At 69.0% G+C, this 16,038-nt stretch carries 13 protein-coding genes, 1 rRNA gene and 1 riboswitch; of the genes, 6 read left to right on the plus strand and 8 right to left on the minus strand.

The window, feature by feature from the left end; genetic code table 11:
- Position 1: 1 nt before the first annotated feature.
- Positions 2-118, plus strand: a 5S ribosomal RNA gene (gene rrf / locus FQ137_RS11680).
- Between the two features lie 111 nt (positions 119-229).
- On the opposite strand, the gene malQ is transcribed toward rrf, so the two are convergent.
- Entirely contained in the window at positions 230-2,392 is a 2,163-nt protein-coding gene (gene malQ, locus FQ137_RS11685; protein ID WP_255584186.1) for a 4-alpha-glucanotransferase, read from the minus strand.
- A gap of 136 nt (positions 2,393-2,528) precedes the next feature.
- Between malQ and FQ137_RS11690 the strand changes: the two genes are divergently transcribed.
- Complete coding sequence (locus tag FQ137_RS11690; protein ID WP_149292817.1) at positions 2,529-3,740, plus strand: acetyl-CoA C-acetyltransferase; 1,212 nt, start codon at positions 2,529-2,531, stop codon at positions 3,738-3,740.
- Between the two features lie 38 nt (positions 3,741-3,778).
- Positions 3,779-5,968, plus strand: a complete 2,190-nt coding sequence (locus FQ137_RS11695) for a 3-hydroxyacyl-CoA dehydrogenase NAD-binding domain-containing protein (RefSeq protein ID WP_149292818.1) — start codon at positions 3,779-3,781, stop codon at positions 5,966-5,968.
- 302 nt (positions 5,969-6,270) lie between these two features.
- Here the strand turns inward: FQ137_RS11695 and FQ137_RS11700 are convergent, their stop codons facing one another.
- Entirely contained in the window at positions 6,271-7,422 is a 1,152-nt protein-coding gene (locus tag FQ137_RS11700; protein WP_149292819.1) for a MalY/PatB family protein, read from the minus strand.
- Between the two features lie 210 nt (positions 7,423-7,632).
- On the opposite strand from FQ137_RS11700, the gene FQ137_RS11705 reads away from it, so the two are divergent.
- Positions 7,633-8,505 carry a uroporphyrinogen-III synthase gene (locus FQ137_RS11705; RefSeq protein WP_188065002.1) on the plus strand — a complete coding sequence of 291 codons (873 nt, stop codon included), beginning with the start codon at positions 7,633-7,635 and terminating at the stop codon, positions 8,503-8,505.
- 48 nt (positions 8,506-8,553) lie between these two features.
- Here the strand turns inward: FQ137_RS11705 and FQ137_RS11710 are convergent, their stop codons facing one another.
- The 3 genes from FQ137_RS11710 to FQ137_RS11720 form a co-directional block, all read right to left on the minus strand.
- Positions 8,554-9,240, minus strand: a complete 687-nt coding sequence (locus FQ137_RS11710) for a DUF3239 domain-containing protein (RefSeq protein WP_149292821.1) — start codon at positions 9,238-9,240, stop codon at positions 8,554-8,556.
- 18 nt (positions 9,241-9,258) lie between these two features.
- Complete coding sequence (locus FQ137_RS11715; RefSeq protein WP_149292822.1) at positions 9,259-10,926, minus strand: DNA repair helicase XPB; 1,668 nt, start codon at positions 10,924-10,926, stop codon at positions 9,259-9,261.
- A 67-nt stretch (positions 10,927-10,993) separates the two neighbouring features.
- Positions 10,994-13,363: a helicase-associated domain-containing protein gene (locus tag FQ137_RS11720; protein WP_149292823.1), complete on the minus strand. Its 2,370-nt coding sequence runs from the start codon at positions 13,361-13,363 to the stop codon at positions 10,994-10,996.
- Positions 13,364-13,465: 102 nt separating this feature from the next.
- Between FQ137_RS11720 and FQ137_RS11725 the strand changes: the two genes are divergently transcribed.
- Positions 13,466-13,657, plus strand: a complete 192-nt coding sequence (locus FQ137_RS11725; protein WP_149292824.1) for a hypothetical protein — start codon at positions 13,466-13,468, stop codon at positions 13,655-13,657.
- 95 nt (positions 13,658-13,752) lie between these two features.
- Here the strand turns inward: FQ137_RS11725 and FQ137_RS11730 are convergent, their stop codons facing one another.
- Together FQ137_RS11730 and FQ137_RS11735 are read right to left on the minus strand one after the other, a co-directional pair.
- Entirely contained in the window at positions 13,753-14,376 is a 624-nt protein-coding gene (locus FQ137_RS11730) for a resuscitation-promoting factor Rpf1 domain-containing protein (RefSeq protein WP_149292825.1), read from the minus strand.
- Positions 14,377-14,387: 11 nt separating this feature from the next.
- A riboswitch (cyclic di-AMP (ydaO/yuaA leader) is annotated at positions 14,388-14,545 on the minus strand.
- Positions 14,546-14,726: 181 nt separating this feature from the next.
- Positions 14,727-15,002 carry a hypothetical protein gene (locus tag FQ137_RS11735; RefSeq protein WP_188065004.1) on the minus strand — a complete coding sequence of 92 codons (276 nt, stop codon included), beginning with the start codon at positions 15,000-15,002 and terminating at the stop codon, positions 14,727-14,729.
- A gap of 115 nt (positions 15,003-15,117) precedes the next feature.
- Between FQ137_RS11735 and FQ137_RS15640 the strand changes: the two genes are divergently transcribed.
- Positions 15,118-15,519 carry a cold-shock protein gene (locus FQ137_RS15640; protein ID WP_149292826.1) on the plus strand — a complete coding sequence of 134 codons (402 nt, stop codon included), beginning with the start codon at positions 15,118-15,120 and terminating at the stop codon, positions 15,517-15,519.
- A gap of 7 nt (positions 15,520-15,526) precedes the next feature.
- On the opposite strand, the gene FQ137_RS11745 is transcribed toward FQ137_RS15640, so the two are convergent.
- Positions 15,527-16,036, minus strand: coding sequence for a DUF2771 family protein (locus FQ137_RS11745; RefSeq protein ID WP_149292827.1), 510 nt, complete (start codon positions 16,034-16,036; stop codon positions 15,527-15,529).
- Positions 16,037-16,038: the final 2 nt, after the last annotated feature.

The following is a 16,038-nucleotide window of genomic DNA, read 5'->3' on the forward strand; positions in this document are numbered from 1 at the left end:
TTACGGCGGCCATAGCGGCAGGGAAACGCCCGGTCCCATTCCGAACCCGGAAGCTAAGCCTGCCAGCGCCGATGGTACTGCACTCGAGAGGGTGTGGGAGAGTAGGACACCGCCGAACACAACTTCACACGAGAGCCCCGAACCACCCACGCGGTGATTCGGGGCTCTCGTCATTTCCTAACCCACCCGCCGGCAAACCTCCGGGGCACACCCGCGGGCCACCCCACCATCACACCTGACCACACCCCGCCGCCCCCATCACACGACGCGCCAAACCCGAGCCACGCAACTGCTCCATCCCCACCACATCACCGGCCGGCCCAGACAAAGGCACGCGCCAGTTCGGATACTCATCAGACGTGCCCGGGACGTTCACCGGCCGGCGATCGCCCACCAGGTCCGCCACCGAGACCGCGAACAGCAAGGACGAAGACCCGGCCACAAACCGATGCAGAGCCACCACCAGATCCTCCGGCGAACCCCCCTCGAGCAGACCCCGCTCACGCACCGCGGCAGTGAACGCGTCAACCTCGGCCGCTGCGCCTCGACGCTCATCATCGACGTCGCCCACCAGCTGACCGAGCTCCTCTCGGATATCCACATGAACCAACTCGGCGTAACCGGCCGTGGGCGGAAGATCATGCGTCGTCACCGACGCCATACACAGTCGGCGGTAATTCTCGGGCGAGATCGGGGCGTCGTTCGCCTGCTCGAACCACATGACAGACGTCCCCAGGATCCCTAGGTCAGACAAAGTTCCGCGAACCCCGGGGGCTACCGTACCCAGGTCCTCGCCCACCACTACCGCCCCGGCACGTGACGCCTCAAGGGCGAGGACGCCAAGCATGGCCTCGTGGTCGTAGTGAACATACGTACCCGCTGTGGGTGCCGATCCCTGCGGAATCCACCAGAGTCGGAACAGTCCGAGAATGTGATCGATCCTGATTCCGCCCGAGTCCCGCAGCGCAGCACGAACGATGTCGCGAAAGGGGCGATAACCCTCCTCCGCCAACGCATCGGGACGTAAGGGAGGCTGCGACCAGTCCTGCCCCCGCTGGTTGTAGACATCCGGCGGGGCGCCCACCGAAACACCACGCGCCAAAGAATTGCTCAGTGACCAGGCGTCAGCACCGGTCGGATGGACACCTACCGCCAGGTCATGCACTATCCCGAGGCGCATCCCCGCACCGACGGCGTCCTGCTGCGCATGGCTTCGCTGCTCGGATACCAGCCACTGCAGCCACTGGTGGAAGCGGATCTCCTCAGGGTGATCGCGAGCGTAACGGGCGACTGCCTCTGACTCCGGATCCCTCAGGTCCTCCGGCCACACCGACCAGTCAGGTCCGTACTCACCAGCCAACGCACACCATGTGGCGAACCCCAGGATCCCCGGCTGCTGCCCCTCGACGAAACTATCGAAACACTCGCCCCGGGAGCGGGATAGTGGGACCGCGAACAGAATCCGCAACGCTTCGAGTTTCGCTGCCCAAGAATTGTCACGATCGATCGTGTCCGCACAGTTCGCTGCTGCAGCGGTTCGAGCTAGCTCGTCCACACGCTGCCTATCGGCGCGGGACAACTCCGCGTACTCAGGCACCAGCTCAGGACGCAGATACAGCGGGGATGCAAACCGCCGCGACGTGGGTAGATAAGGCGATGGGCCCACCGGGACAAACGGCTCACCAGCGTGCATCGGGTTGACCAACACAAAGTCTGCTCCGAGCTCGCGGCCGGCCCACCCGGCGAGTTCTCCGAGATCGGCCAAATCGCCCACGCCCCACGACCGCTCCGACCGGACCTGGTAAATCTGTGCGGCCAATCCGACGGCGCGGCGCTCGTCAAGGCCCGCCGGAATCGGAATGGTCGGGGGATAGACCAGTAGGGTGCACTCACTGGACAGCGGTTCGCTGTCCGAGGCTTCCACCACGGCGGTCACGCAATGCCATCCGGCAGGCACGGTATCGGGTATCTCCAGGGTCACCCGTTCCATCGGCAATCCGTCGACCTCGCGTGCGACCCGGGGCTCATCGAGGGGGAGCAATACCAGCGGCACATCCGTGCCCTCGAGACGGACCGACACGTCCACGATGGCGCCGCGCGGGACGTGCACCGGGCACCCGATGGCGGTGCCCTGCCGCGACACCAGCGTCGGTGGCAGCACACGCTTCCAAGGACGGATGCGCAGAGCATCTAGTGCCGCGCGTTCGGCGGCGCCCACCTCGTCGTCGTCGCCACCGACCCCGACCCCGACCCCCATAGCGGCGAGCACCGCGCGCAGTGTCGAGGCAGACACCTCGCGACGGACGCCATGGGCGTCCACGTAGTTCGTCGCCACACCGCACACGTCAGCGAGTTCGGCCAGGGCAGGAGATACGGCGTGGTTCGCGGTCACGCAACCTACTGTGCCATCCGTGAGGAATGGACGCGCCCGCATCGAAGCGGACCATACTCCGCCGAATGGCTCCTCACCACGTAACCTGAGGAGGAACACGTATCAGTTCCGCCCAGAGAAAGGCCGTGGACCACCCATGACCGAGGCATTCATCTACGACGCCATCCGGACGCCCCGGGGCAAAGGCAAGCCCGGGGGCGCCCTTCACGGCGTCAAGCCGATCGACCTGGTGGTCGGTCTCATCGAGGAGACCCGCCAGCGCTTCCCCGATCTCGACGAGAACCGCATCTCTGACATCATCCTGGGAATCGTCACGCCCCTCGGCGACCAGGGGATGGACCTACCCCGCATCGCTGCCCTCGCCGCCGGCATGCCGGACACCGTCGCAGGTGTGCAGATCAACCGGTTCTGCGCCTCCGGCCTCACCTCCATCAACATGGCGGCCCAGAAGATTCGCTCCGGATGGGACGAGGTCGTCATCGCCGGCGGTGTCGAGTCCATGTCCCGCGTGCCCATGGGCACCGACGGCGGCGCGTGGGCGCTGGACCCCGCCACCAACTACGACACCTACTTCTCGCCCCAGGGCATCGGGGCCGACCTCATCGCCACCCTCGAAGGCTTCACTCGCGAGGACGTCGATCGCTACGCCGAGCGCTCACAGCGCCTCGCCGCGCAGGCATGGGAAGAGGGACGGTTCGCCAAGTCGGTCGTGCCCGTCAAGGACATCAACGGCGTGACCATCCTCGACCGCGATGAGCACATGCGACCCGGGACCACCGTCGAGGCGCTGGCGGGCCTCAAGCCATCCTTCGCGATGGCCGGCGAGATGGGCGGTTTCGACGCCGTGGCACTGCAGAAGTACCACTGGGTCGAGAAGATCAACCACGTCCACCACGGCGGCAACTCGTCCGGCATCGTTGACGGCGCCGCACTCGTGGTCGTCGGCTCGGAAAAGGCTGGCCAGGAGATGGGTATGACCCCACGCGCCCGCGTCGTGGCGGCCGCGACCTCCGGCGCCGACACCACCATCATGCTCACCGGGCCGACCCCGGCCGCCAAGAAGGCGCTCGCCACCGCCGGCCTCACGGCCGACGACATCGACCTGTGGGAGCTCAACGAAGCTTTCGCCTCCGTCGTGCTGCGCTTCCAGAAGGACATGAACATCCCCGACGAGAAGCTCAACGTCAACGGCGGCGCCATCGCCATGGGCCACCCCCTCGGCGCGACCGGCGCGATGATCACCGGCACCGTGCTCGACGAGCTCGAACGGACCGGCGGCAAGCGCGCCCTCATCACCCTCTGTGTGGGTGGCGGCATGGGCGTGGCCACCATCATCGAACGCGTCTGACCCCCGCCGACACCACAGCCATAGGAGTAGAGAAACAAGTGAGCGACAACATGTTCCGGTGGGAGCAGGACGGCGACGGCATCGTCACCCTCACCATGGATGACCCCGACCACGGCGCCAACACGATGAACGCGCGGTTCATCGACGACTTCGCTGCCACCGTCGACCGCATCGAGGCGGAGAAGGAGTCCATCAAGGGCGTCGTGCTGACGTCAGCCAAGAAGAGCTTCTTCGGCGGCGGCGACCTCAAGTCCATGATTAAAGCCGGCCCCGACCAGGCCGAGGAGCTGTTCGAGCGCTCCATGAGCATCAAGGGCCGCATGCGTGCGCTCGAGACCTGCGGCGTCCCGGTCGTGGCTGCACTCAACGGCGCTGCCCTGGGTGGCGGCCTCGAGCTGGCTCTGGCCTGCCACCACCGCGTGATGGCCGACGCCCGCGGTGCCAAGGTCGGCCTGCCCGAGGTCACCCTGGGCCTGCTGCCCGGTGGCGGCGGCATCGTGCGCACCGTCCGCATGTTCGGACTGGCCCACGCTGTGCCCAACATCCTCATGTCGGGTAAGTCCTTCGCCCCGGCCAAGGCGCTCGAGATCGGCCTGGTCGACGAGGTGGTCGAGCCGGAGAAGCTCATCGACGCCGCCAAGGCGTGGCTCAAGAGTGATCCTGAGGCCTCGCAGCCGTGGGATCGCAAGGGCTGGAAGCTGCCCGGCGGCACCGTCGACGATCGTTCCGTCGCGGCCGTCCTGCCGTCGTTCCCGGCCAACATGCGCAAGCAGACCAAGGGTGCGCCCTCCCCGGCGCCGCGCGCGATCATGGCTGCGGCCGTCGAAGGTTCGCAGGTCGACTTCGCCACCGCCGAGCAAATCGAGGCCCGCTACTTCGTCTCGCTCGTCACCGGGCCGATCGCGAAGAACATGATCCAGGCGTTCTTCTTTGACATGCAGCATCTCTCCTCCGGTGGTGCCCGGCCCAAGGCAGCCGACGGCTCCGAGATCCCGAAGACCGAGTTCAAGAAGGTTGGCGTCCTGGGCGCCGGCATGATGGGCGCCGGCATCGCCTACGTGTGCGCCAAGGCCGGCATGGAGGTCGTACTCAAGGACGTCGAGTTGGCCGGCGCAGAGAAGGGTAAGGCCTACTCGGAGAAGCTCGAGGCCAAGGCGCTCGAGCGGGGCCGGACCACGCAGGACAAGTCCGACGCTCTGCTGGCTCGAATCACCCCGACCGCCGATCCGCAGGACCTGGCCGGCTGCGACACGGTGATCGAGGCGGTTTTCGAGTCTCCCGAACTGAAGAAGAAGGTATTCCAGGAGATCGAGGGCATCGTCGCCCCCGACGCGCTGCTCGGCTCCAACACCTCGACCCTGCCGATCACCGATCTGGCAACGGGCGTCCAGCGTCCCGAGGACTTCATCGGCGTGCACTTCTTCTCGCCGGTCGACAAGATGCAGCTGGTGGAGATCATCAAGGGGGACAAGACCACCCCGGAGACACTTGCCAAGGCCATCGACCTCACGCTGGCTATCCGCAAGATCCCGATCGTCGTCAATGACTCGCGCGGCTTCTACACCTCGCGAGTAATCGGCACGTTCGTCAACGAGGCGATCGGGATGCTCGACGAGGGCATCGAGCCGGCCACTATCGAGCAGGCCGGGCGCATCGCCGGCTACCCGGCTGCCCCGCTGCAGCTGTCGGACGAGCTCAACCTCAACCTGATGGTCAAGATCCGTCAGGCCACCCGCGAGGCAGAGGAGGCCGCTGGTAAGGAGTACGTGCCCAGCTCATCCGACCGCGTGGTGCTCAAGATGGTCGAGGAGATCAAGCGGTCCGGCCGCGCCGCCGGTGCCGGATTCTACGATTACGAAGACGGCAAGCGCACCGGCCTGTGGCCCGGGCTGCGCGAGGCCTTCTCCACCTCACCGGACAACGCCCCGCCGCTGCAAGACCTCGTCGATCGCATGATCTTTGCCGAAGTTCTCGAGACGCAGAAGTGCGTCGACGAGGGTGTGATCGAGCACGATGCGGATGCCAACATCGGCTCCATCATCGGCATCGGCTTCCCGGCGTGGACCGGAGGCACCCGCCAGTTCGCCAAGAACTACTCCGAACCGGGCGCCAAGGTCGCCACGGGCTACAAGGGATTCGTCGCCCGCGCGGAGGAGTTGGCCGCCAAGTACGGCGAGCGCTTCGCGCCCACCGAGTCGCTGCAGAAGCTGGCGGCTGAGCAGGGCTAATCCCCGCACTCCCGCTCACACGGCGGTCGTCCCGGGCCACGGGACGGCCGCCGTTCGCGCATTCGGGGTTTTCCGACTGTGCGGCGTAGTGGCCCCCCAGGGGGAGGGGGGAGAGAGACGGCCCGAATCGGCGGGATTAGGGCGCGGAGTCGTTGCGTCACCGATGAGGGGGAACGGTCATGCGACAACGCTGCACAGGGTGACTCCACGCTCATGTGCGAGCAGCGAAATCGAGTAAACGACGCTGCGTCTCGACTGGGACGTCCCAGTGCCAGAAGACGATGCTCAGCTCTCGGCCGCAGTCAGCCGCGCTCGGCAGCGACTCGGCCCATCCGGACGAAAGCCTCGGTGAGGAGTTCCTCGGAGCATGCGAAATTCACGCGGGCGAAGCCCTCGCCCTCGGAACCGAAGGCCGGGCCCGGGCTCAGCGCCACGCGGCCCTCGTCAAGGAATAGCTTGGCCGGGTTGTTGCCGAGGCCCGGGTAGCCACGCAGGTCGATCCACGCGACGAAGCCCGCATCGGGGCGACGCCACCGGGCGAGCGGGAGGTGCTCGGTCAGCAGTTTCTCAATGAGGTCGAGGTTCGACGCGAGCGCCGCCCGCATCTGCTCAAGCCAGTCCAGCGAATCCACGAGCGCGGCCTCCGCAGCCAGCGCCCCGAAGTGCCCCACTGCGCCCGACAACGCGGAGCGGCGCACCTCGAACCGCTCCGGGTTGCCATTGACCACGAACGCGCACTTGAGCCCGGCGAGGTTAAAAGCCTTGGACGCCGATGACACTGCGAGCCCCACCTCGCATGCGGCGTCGGAGGCAGTCAGGAATGAGGAGAACTCGACCCCGGGCAGGGTCAGCGGCGCCCAGATCTCGTCGGAGATCACCACGGCCTCGTACCGCACAGCCAGCTCGGCCAGCTCAGCCAACTCGGCCCGGGAATGGACGACTCCAGTGGGGTTGTGCGGATGACTCAACAGCACGGCCCGGGCCCCGTCGGCCAGCGCCCGCTCGATGCCCGCCAGGTCCAGACGCGGGTCCTCGCCGTCGTGGTCGAGTAGCGGCACCGCGACCGGCGTCATCCCCACTCGCCGGATCCACGGCCCGAACGGCATGTACACCGGCGGCGTGTACACCACACCACTCCCGGCCGGGACGGTCCGGGCGAGGGACTCCCGCACACCCACGCCGACGTCGTTGACCGGCACCACCGCGTCCTCCGGCACGTCATAACCGAACCGCGAGTAGTACCGCGCGCACACCCCGGCCAATCGCTCGATCTCGGCGAAGTACCCGGTGTCACCGTCGGCCACCGCAGCGGCGAGGCGATCCCGGATGGCCGGCGCGAGCAAGACGTCAGTCTCAGCCACGAACAGCGGGAGGACGTCCTCCGGATATGCCCGCCACTTCTCGCTCCGTCGCCGTCGAAGCTCGGACTCGGGAACATCCAGGGGGAACGGCACGGCGGGGATCCTTTCGACCAGTTAACGGCGGTTCAGGCCCGCGTCACTAGCGACGACGTGCGCCTCGCGGCGACCGCGGGGGCCGAGGCTTAGATTACCCAGCTGCCCGGGTACGTGGCGGGTGCCCGGCGCCCCCGAATCGGTGGCGCTCGCTCCGGCGAGTTGGGCGCCGAGGCGGCGTCGGGATCCCGCCTCGGCCATCATGGAGGAGTGTCAGATGATGAGAACGCCGACGTCAGCCCCGGCAGCCACACCGACCTGCCGCTGCGTGGACGTACCGTGGCTGTGACCGCGGCTCGGCGCGCCGAGGAGCAGCGCACGATCCTGGAGCGCCGGGGCGCGCAGGTGCTGCACGCCCCGGCGATCCGTACGATTCACCTCGCCGAGGATCAGCTGGTACGGGCGGCCACGGAACGACTGCTCGCCGCACCCGCGGACCTCATGGTGCTCACGACCGCGGCCGGGGTGCGCTGGTGGCTGGAGATCTGCGAGGTCTGGGGCGTCCGAGGCAACGTCCTTGCCCTGATGGATCAGATCCCGCTGTACTCGCGTGGGCCCAAGGTCACCGGGGCGCTTCGGGCGGCCGGACTCCGCGAGTACGCCGCGGCGGCCAGCGAGGCCAGCCCGGAGCTGTTGGAGATGCTGCTGGCGCGGGGAGTCGACGGACTCACGGTGGGAGTCCAGGTGCAGGGCACCGGGTCGGAATGGAATCCCATGGGCCCGCTACTCGACGGGCTACGCGCAGCCGGTGCGGACCTGGTGGAGTTGCCGATCTACCGCTGGGAGCTTCCCGAAAACCTCGACGCGATCGATGAATTGGTGCGAGCTGTTGCCGCGTGCGAGGTGGACGGCGTGACGTTCACCTCCGCGCCGGCGGTCGTGTCGGTGCTGGAGCGAGCCCGGGCGACCGGCGTCTACGACGAACTCCTCGCGGCGCTGCGTGGCCCGGTGGTAGCGCTATGTGTGGGCCCGGTGACCGCCGATCCGCTCGTTGAGCTCGGCGTGCCGGTGAGCTGCCCGGAGCGCATGCGGTTGGGCGCGCTGATGCGGCACGCCACGGAGGTCCTCTCGCAACGGGGATGAACTCTGGTGCTGGGCGGGCGGGCGGTCCGGAGTGGAAGCGCGGGTTGGTCAGTCGAGGGGGAGCAGACTCGTCGGTACGGCCGTGACGTCCTTCACTCGGTCGAGGTTCTGTCGCACCCGCTCCCACTCGCCGGAGGGGATCTGCCTCTCGAGTCGGCGCAGGGCCGCCTTGTCGGAGGTCGCCCACGCGACGGGCATGGGGGAGATGAACTGGTACAGGTTGTCGCGGCCTCGGGCGCTGCGGTTACCGACCACAGCCACACAGGGGACGCGCTCGCCGACCTTGGCTTCGTGGCCCGGGATCGGCCCGCAGGCCCGGGCGACGAGTGCGGGTAGCTTGCCGGCGGAGCGATCGACGGCCCGGTCGACCAGCGCCAGGAGGGTGACGCCGCGGGGCCGCACCTCGGCGATGATGGCCGGGACCAGCTCGGATGTGGAGTAGGTGCGCTGCATCGACCCCATCTTGCGGGGGATGTATCCGATCATCGTCAGGCAGCCGATCGCGAAGACACCCGCCATCACGGCAACGATCCAGGACCAGGGCTCGAAGCCCGAGTAGACGAGCAGACCCACGCCGGCGGCGAGCACGATCACCCCCAGGATGCCCGCAGACCACTGCAGCCGCCTCACCTCGGCCAGGCTCTCGTTGTTCTTGCGGACCCAGGCGTCGTCGACGGGGATGTCGGCGAGTCGGTACTGCTCGTGTGGGGCGCGGGGGGTGCGATCGGCGGCCATGGGCCCAGTATCCCAGGCTCAGTCGACCTCGGGGATCGACGGCCCCAGCAGGTCGTCGGCGTCGACGATCCGGTAGGCGTAGCCCTGCTCGGCGAGGAAGCGCTGCCGGTGCGCGGCGTACTCGGCGTCGAGGGTGTCGCGGGACACCACCGAGTAGAAATGCGCCTGACCGCCGTCGTGCTTGGGCCGCAGCAGGCGGCCGAGTCGCTGAGCCTCCTCCTGCCGTGAGCCGAACGTGCCCGACACCTGCACGGCGACACTGGCCTCCGGCAGGTCGATCGAGAAGTTGGCGACCTTGGACACCACGAGCGTGGAGATCTCGCCAGCACGGAAGGCGTTGAAGAGCTTCTCCCGCTCCTTGGTGGAGGTGGAGCCCTGGATGACGGGCGCGTCGAGTTCGGCGCCGAGCTCATCGAGTTGATCGAGGTAGGCGCCGATCACTAGGGTCGGGGCGCCGGCGTGTCTGTCGAGGATCCTCTTGACCACCGGAATCTTGGTCCGTGCAGTCGAGCACAGCTTGTACTTGTCCTCCGCCTCGGCAGTGGCGTAGAGCATCCGCTCGTTCTCGGTCAGCGTCACCCGGACCTCAACGCAGTCGGCGGGGGCGATCCAGCCCTGTGCCTCGATGTCCTTCCACGGGGCGTCGTACCGCTTGGGGCCGATGAGGGAGAAGACGTCGCCCTCGCGCCCGTCTTCGCGCACGAGGGTGGCCGTGAGCCCGAGCCGGCGCCGGGACTGCAGGTCAGCGGTCATGCGGAACACCGGTGCGGGCAGCAGGTGCACCTCGTCGTAGATCATCAGCCCCCAGTCGCGGGAGTCGAACAGCTCCAGCGCCCGGTGAACGCCCTTGGTCTTGCGGGTGACGACCTGGTACGTGGCGATGGTGACCGGGCGAATCTCCTTGCGCTCGCCGGAGTACTCGCCGATCTCGTCTTCGGTCAGCGTGGTGCGGGCCAGCAGTTCGCGCTTCCACTGCCGGCCGGCGACGGTGTTGGTCACCAGGATGAGCGTCGTCGCCTTGGCCTTGGCCATCGCGGCCGCACCGACCATCGTCTTGCCGGCGCCGCAGGGCAGCACGACGACGCCTGAACCGCCCGCCCAGAACGAGTCAGCCGCCATCTGCTGGTAGTCGCGCAGCTCCCAATCCTCCTCCTCAGTGGACAGGTCGATGTCGTGGGCCTCACCGTCGACGTACCCGGCCAGGTCATCGGCGGGCCAGCCCACCTTGAGCAACTCCTGCTTGAGGCGGCCGCGCTCGGACGGGTGCACCACGACGGTGTCGGTGTCGATGTCGGCGCCGAGCATGGGGGCGATCTTCTTGTGCCGCTTGACCTCGGCGAGCACGGCCGCATCCATCGATACGAGGGTGAGCCCGTGGACCGGGCTCTTGACCAGCTGTAGCCGGCCGTAGCGGGCCATGGTCTCGGCGATGTCCACCAGCAGCGGCTGCGGGACGGGGAAGCGGGAGTAGGAGACCAGCACGTCGACGACCTGCTCGGCGTCGTGTCCGGCGGCCCGGGCGTTCCACAGTGCCAGTGGGGTGATCCGGTAGGTGTGGACGTGCTCGGGGGCGCGCTCCAGCTCAGCGAAAGGGGCAAGAGCCTGGCGCGCGTCGTTCGCCTGCTCGTGGTCGATCTCCAGCAGCACGGTTTTGTCTGACTGGACGATCAGTGGTCCACCACTCACTTAGGCCCTCCTCGGGGTGTTCACCGGACCCGCATGGGCCCGACCCTCCATTGTCCAGGAATCCGGGTCAGCGGGTCGGGTCCACATCGGAGACGGAGATCACCCGGTGCAGCGGAAGGGTGACAGGCTCGGCGGAATCCGGTTCGATCCCCTCGATACGGCCTCCCGCTACGGACGCCGGCACGAGCAGTCGGGAGGTGGACCGGCCCTGGGCGTCGACGACCGACACGGTGACGGCGGTGCCCGTGCTCGCGGCATCGTGCAGGCGGGCGATGGCGGCCTCGCCGGTGTATGCGCCCCCGGAGGCACCTCGCGCCGAGCGCACCCGATCGGCTGAGCGCATCGCGCCGACCGCCGCCCGCAGCTCGGCGGGGGTGGCCGCGCGAGTGGGGATTCGGGGCGGGCGGGTGATGTGGCTCTCCCGAACGCGGGCCGCCGGCCGAGATAGCGCGACGACGGCTCCGGTCGTGTCCTCCACGACCGGTGAGAACCCGTGCGCGCGCAGGGCCTCCACCAGGTCCAGCGGGCGAGCCTGGGAGATGAGAACGGTCGGTGCGACGGTGCGCAGGGCGCAGTCCTCGGCCACCGGGGAGCCGAGGACCTGCGCCACCAGCGACGGGTCGTCGCATCGGACGAAGGACAGGGCGGTCCCCACCCGCAGCCGACCGTGTCGCCGCGCCACGTCCTCGATGAGGTAGTCCAGCGACTGGGGGACTGGGGTGATCGAGGTGCGGGTGAGCAGGTCCCTGATCCCCGCCGCCGTGCGCCCGGCGTCGAGGGCGCGGCGCAGCGATGTCTCGGTGACGCGGAAGGTGGTGGCGGCTCCAGCTGACTCGACGTCGGCCAGGAGCATGAACTCGGCGGCGAGCTCCGGTACTAGCGGGCCGGGGGCGAGGATCGTCAGGTCGGCCTGCACGATCACCTCGGAGACCGGATCGGGGAGGGCGGCGACCAGGACCGGTTCGAGGTCGTCGACGCCCGGGGCGGGGGTGCCACCGTGAGTGGGAGCGTCGGCCGTGGGCGCGCGGCGGTCGCCGACCAGGGTTCTGGCGGCGCTGGTGGCGGTGGTCCCGACGACGAGTCCCATCCGGCGCGCCTCCGCCACGGTCTCCGAGACCGGCCGAGAGCCGGCGCGTGAGAACCACACCGGCGAGGACCAGCGCACCACCTCGGTCAACAGTGCCTCGTCTGGTTCGGCCGCCGGATCGAGTGCTGCCAGCGCGCTCAGGACCCGGCCCCGTTCGGTCGGTCCTGGCGGGCCGACCGGATCGGACAGGGCCGGGAGGGTGCCGCCGCCCTCGAGCTCGGCCCCGACCCGCCACGCCGTGCGGGGCATCGACCACCACGCCAAGACGAGCTCGGCCCAGCGGCGAGCGGGTTCGCGGGCGGACCATACGTCGGCGGCCTCGGTGGGTGCCCACACTGAGTCGTAGGCTACGTCGCCGACATCGGTGTCTCCGACCGCGATGAGGCCGGCGGCCGCGAGGGCCTCGAGAAGCAGGGGCAGTTCGCCGTCGGCGAGGCCGGCCGCGCGGGCCACCCGCCTGAGTTCACGCACCCCGACACCGCCAGCCTTGAGGGTGGCGGCCGGGGTGATCGACAGCGCGGCAAGGACCGAGTCGCAGCGGTGCAACAGCTCAAGGGCCGCCACGCCGCCGGAGGCGTCGATCCGGCCCGCCACGTCCGAGCCGGACCCGGCCCGCGGGGCGGCCCACGCAGGGGCGTGGAGCAGCGATGATCCGTCGCCCCGCACGCCGTGACGGGCCCGGTCCAGTGCGTGGGCGCGAGGGACGACCACCTCGCCGTCGTCCCCACCGGTGAGCTCGGCGAGCCCCGCACCGGCCAGCTCGGTCGCGGCGGCCCGCACCGACTCGGACGCGCCGGCACCGAGTGCACCGACGGGGGTGCGGCCGCGGGCGATCGCCTCCAGCACCCCGACCGCCGGACTGGACAGGCCGCTCCAGGCGGCATCGAGGTCGCTACCGACGGGCTCGCCGGGGTGCGGCGCCACGACCGGGGCGGACCGGACGGCCACCGCGGTGACGGGCACCATCCGGACACGCCCCACACCGCCCCACAGCAGGGCGAGGTCACGAAGGCGGGTGACGGCGCAATGAAAGGCGGGCGCGTCGTCGGTGACTCCCAACCGGCCGGACACCGCGCTCAGCGGTACCGCGCCGGAATCGGCCCCCGCTGCGGCGGCGGTGGCCAGGACTAGGAGCTCCGGCCACGTCAATGTGCCTATCGCGCGGGCGGTCGACGCAGGCAGTCGCAGCCTGGACGCGAGGACGTCGATGGAGGCAGGGGGAGGGGTGGCCACGTCCGGGCGCAACTCGCACACGCGGACGAGCGAGTCATCGGACAACCCGGCCAGCCAGGCGGGGAAGTCCGGTTCATCGCCGTCTGTGCGGCGGGCGGTGGCTCGGGAGGTCGACATGATCCGTCCCAGCCTAGTGACGTCGTGACGTCCATGAGAACCGTCCGGGCCGCTTCCGACCCTCTTGCTGACGGGGCGCGCCGGAAGTGAGACACTGGTTACGTGGATGCCAAGAAGAATCTGACCCATGACAACCCCGGATGGCCGGACCCGTCGTTCGGCGAGCACCCGGTGACCGAACTCGCCGCGCTCGTCGCGGGCGGACTGTCGCCCTTCGGGCAGGAGACCTTCCCACTACCGCAGGAACGGCTGGGTTATCTCCACCCGGAGACAGTGGTCAACCGGACCCGCTGAGCGCGCTCTTCCGCGCGACGAGAAAGGGCCGCCACTCCCCGTAGGAGTGGCGGCCCTTTCTCGTGGTCTGCTCGACCGGACCTTCGGGTGGCGCGTCAGTTGGCCAGGTAGGTGGCGAAGAAGTCGTCCACCAGACCCTTGTTGCTGGCGTACGCGGCGTCCACGGCGTCCCGGTTGGCCTCGTAGCCGTCGGTGATCGGCAGGGCGATGCCGCGGCCCTCGGCGAAGGAGGACAGTGTCGCGACGTGCTCGGCGGCGGTGACCGGTGCCGGGGTGGCCTGCGCGACCTCGGCGTGGGCGCGCGGGGCCGGGTTGGACAGGTCGCGCGGGGTCGGCGCGGAGTTCAGGCCCAGCTTGGCCGAGCAGGCGGGCCAGGCGCCCCAGCCCTGGCCGGCCAGGGTCTTCTCGGCGATCGCAATCTGCTGCTCACGCGAGGCCTTGTCGGCCGTCGGGGCGTACTGGGTGCCGCCGTAGGCGGCCCAGGTGCTCGGCGAGAACTGCAGGCCACCCTGGTAGCCGTTGCCGGTGTTGATGCCCCAGTTGCCGCCTGCCTCACACTGGGCCAGGCGGTCCCAGTCGGAGTCGGGGGCCGCGTTGGCGGCCGGCGCGAGCGCCAGGCCGGCAGCGGAGAAGGCGGTGCCCGCGAGCACGACCTTCACAGCGTTCTTGGGCGCGGAGGAGGGGGTGGCAGCACGGTGGCGTCCGGTGTAAGAGGTCATGTACGCGTCAGTCCTTTTCACTCTGTGCCTACGGGGTGAGCTGTCGGATTCGGACGAGTGCGCCCGGCCGCCGGCGGCGGCTTCACCCCAAGGCGACCATCGGTCGCCGGGCCCGTCGTGGGCCCTGTCGGGTCCCCCGTCCCCGCCCGGGTAATGGTCAAAGTCGCATCGGCCGTTGGGCGGGGTTCGGAAGGGACGTCCGATGCTGACTCGCTGACGAGTCTGTTACGGAACAGTAGCGGTCCGATGCGGGATCGTCACCATTCTGAGATAAATCAGGACGGTGTAGGAGTGGCCTAGCGGTTGTTATCGGCCCGTTACCTGGTGTGTTCGTCGTGGGGTGTGGTTGCTCACACCTTGGGTGGGCGAGAGCCGAGGATGGCGTAGAGCAGTCCCAATAAGAACCCGGCCGGGGTGAACAGCATCGCGCCCAAGTACAGGATCGTGGGGGCATCGCGGTCTAGTGCGAACGGGGTCAAGGCGGCCGCGATCGTGAACACCACCCCGATCGCGAAGATGACGAGCGCCGTCACGAACAGGCCCCTGCGTCGCGGCGCGCTGGGGGCGTGCGTGGAGTCGTCGGGCGTCCAGGGGTCGTCGGCAGCACGTCGATCGTCGGAGGTCACACGGGAAGGCTACCGTTCGCCTCTCGGTGGGCACCAACGCAGACGCGGGTACTCTCGAGGCATCAGTCGAGGTTGTCGGTCGCGTCCGTGCGGCCGGTTCGGAAGGTGGTTCGCGGTGCCCAGCGGCAAGGTCAAGTGGTACGACGCGGAAAAGGGTTTCGGCTTCCTGTCCCAGGAGGGCGGGGAGGACGTGTACGTCCGCGCCGACGCACTCCCTGCGGGTGTGGAGACTCTGCGCCCCCGCCAGCGCGTGGAGTTCGACATGGTCTCGGGGCGTCGCGGCCCGCAGGCACTCCGCGTCGTGGTCCACGATGAGCCGGCGATGGCCGAGGAGCGGACCCCGCGGGGCGCGTCGAGGCGTTCGGCGGACGAGCTGCACGGGATGGTCGAGGACATGATCAAGGTCCTCGAGTCGACCGTCCAGCCCGAGTTGCGGCGCGGTCACCGGCCGGATCACAAGGTCTCAGGGCGGGTGGCGTCGGTTTTGCGGGCGGTCGCCCGTGAACTGGACGCGTGACTCCGGCTCAGTCGTCGTAGGTGAAGCCGACGGACCATTCACCGTTGAGTACCGACTCCGAGCCGTCCCGGGCGTAGACGATTGCCACTGCGCGGATCGCCAGGCCCTCGATGCGGCCCTCTTCCGGAGTGGCCACGGGCACCAGGAGTTGGCCCGGACCGCCCGGTTCGACCGTGTAGGCGCGTGACCCGTCGCTTCGGACCTCGTAGACGTCCATTGTCGATTCGCGCAGTTCACCCGGCAGGCGGACCGTGAGTGTGTGTTCGTCCTGTACCCGGAACGTGCCCACCGGGTTGGTGAAGGTGTTGCCGTCCAGGTCGGTGGCGTTGAACGGCAGCACCGTCACCTGGGTGCGGTCACTGGCGACGGTGACCTCTGGGAGCGCGCCGTATCGGGCTTCCGAGCCCTGCCAGGCCCCGATGATCGCGGCGATCATGATGACCATCCACGCCGCGATCGCCCAGGTGACGGGGCGGACTCGGGAACCGGTCGACTGGGACTCGTTGCTGGAACTCACCC

Source organism: Dietzia sp. ANT_WB102 (assembly GCF_008369165.1).
In the GTDB taxonomy this organism is placed as follows: domain Bacteria; phylum Actinomycetota; class Actinomycetes; order Mycobacteriales; family Mycobacteriaceae; genus Dietzia.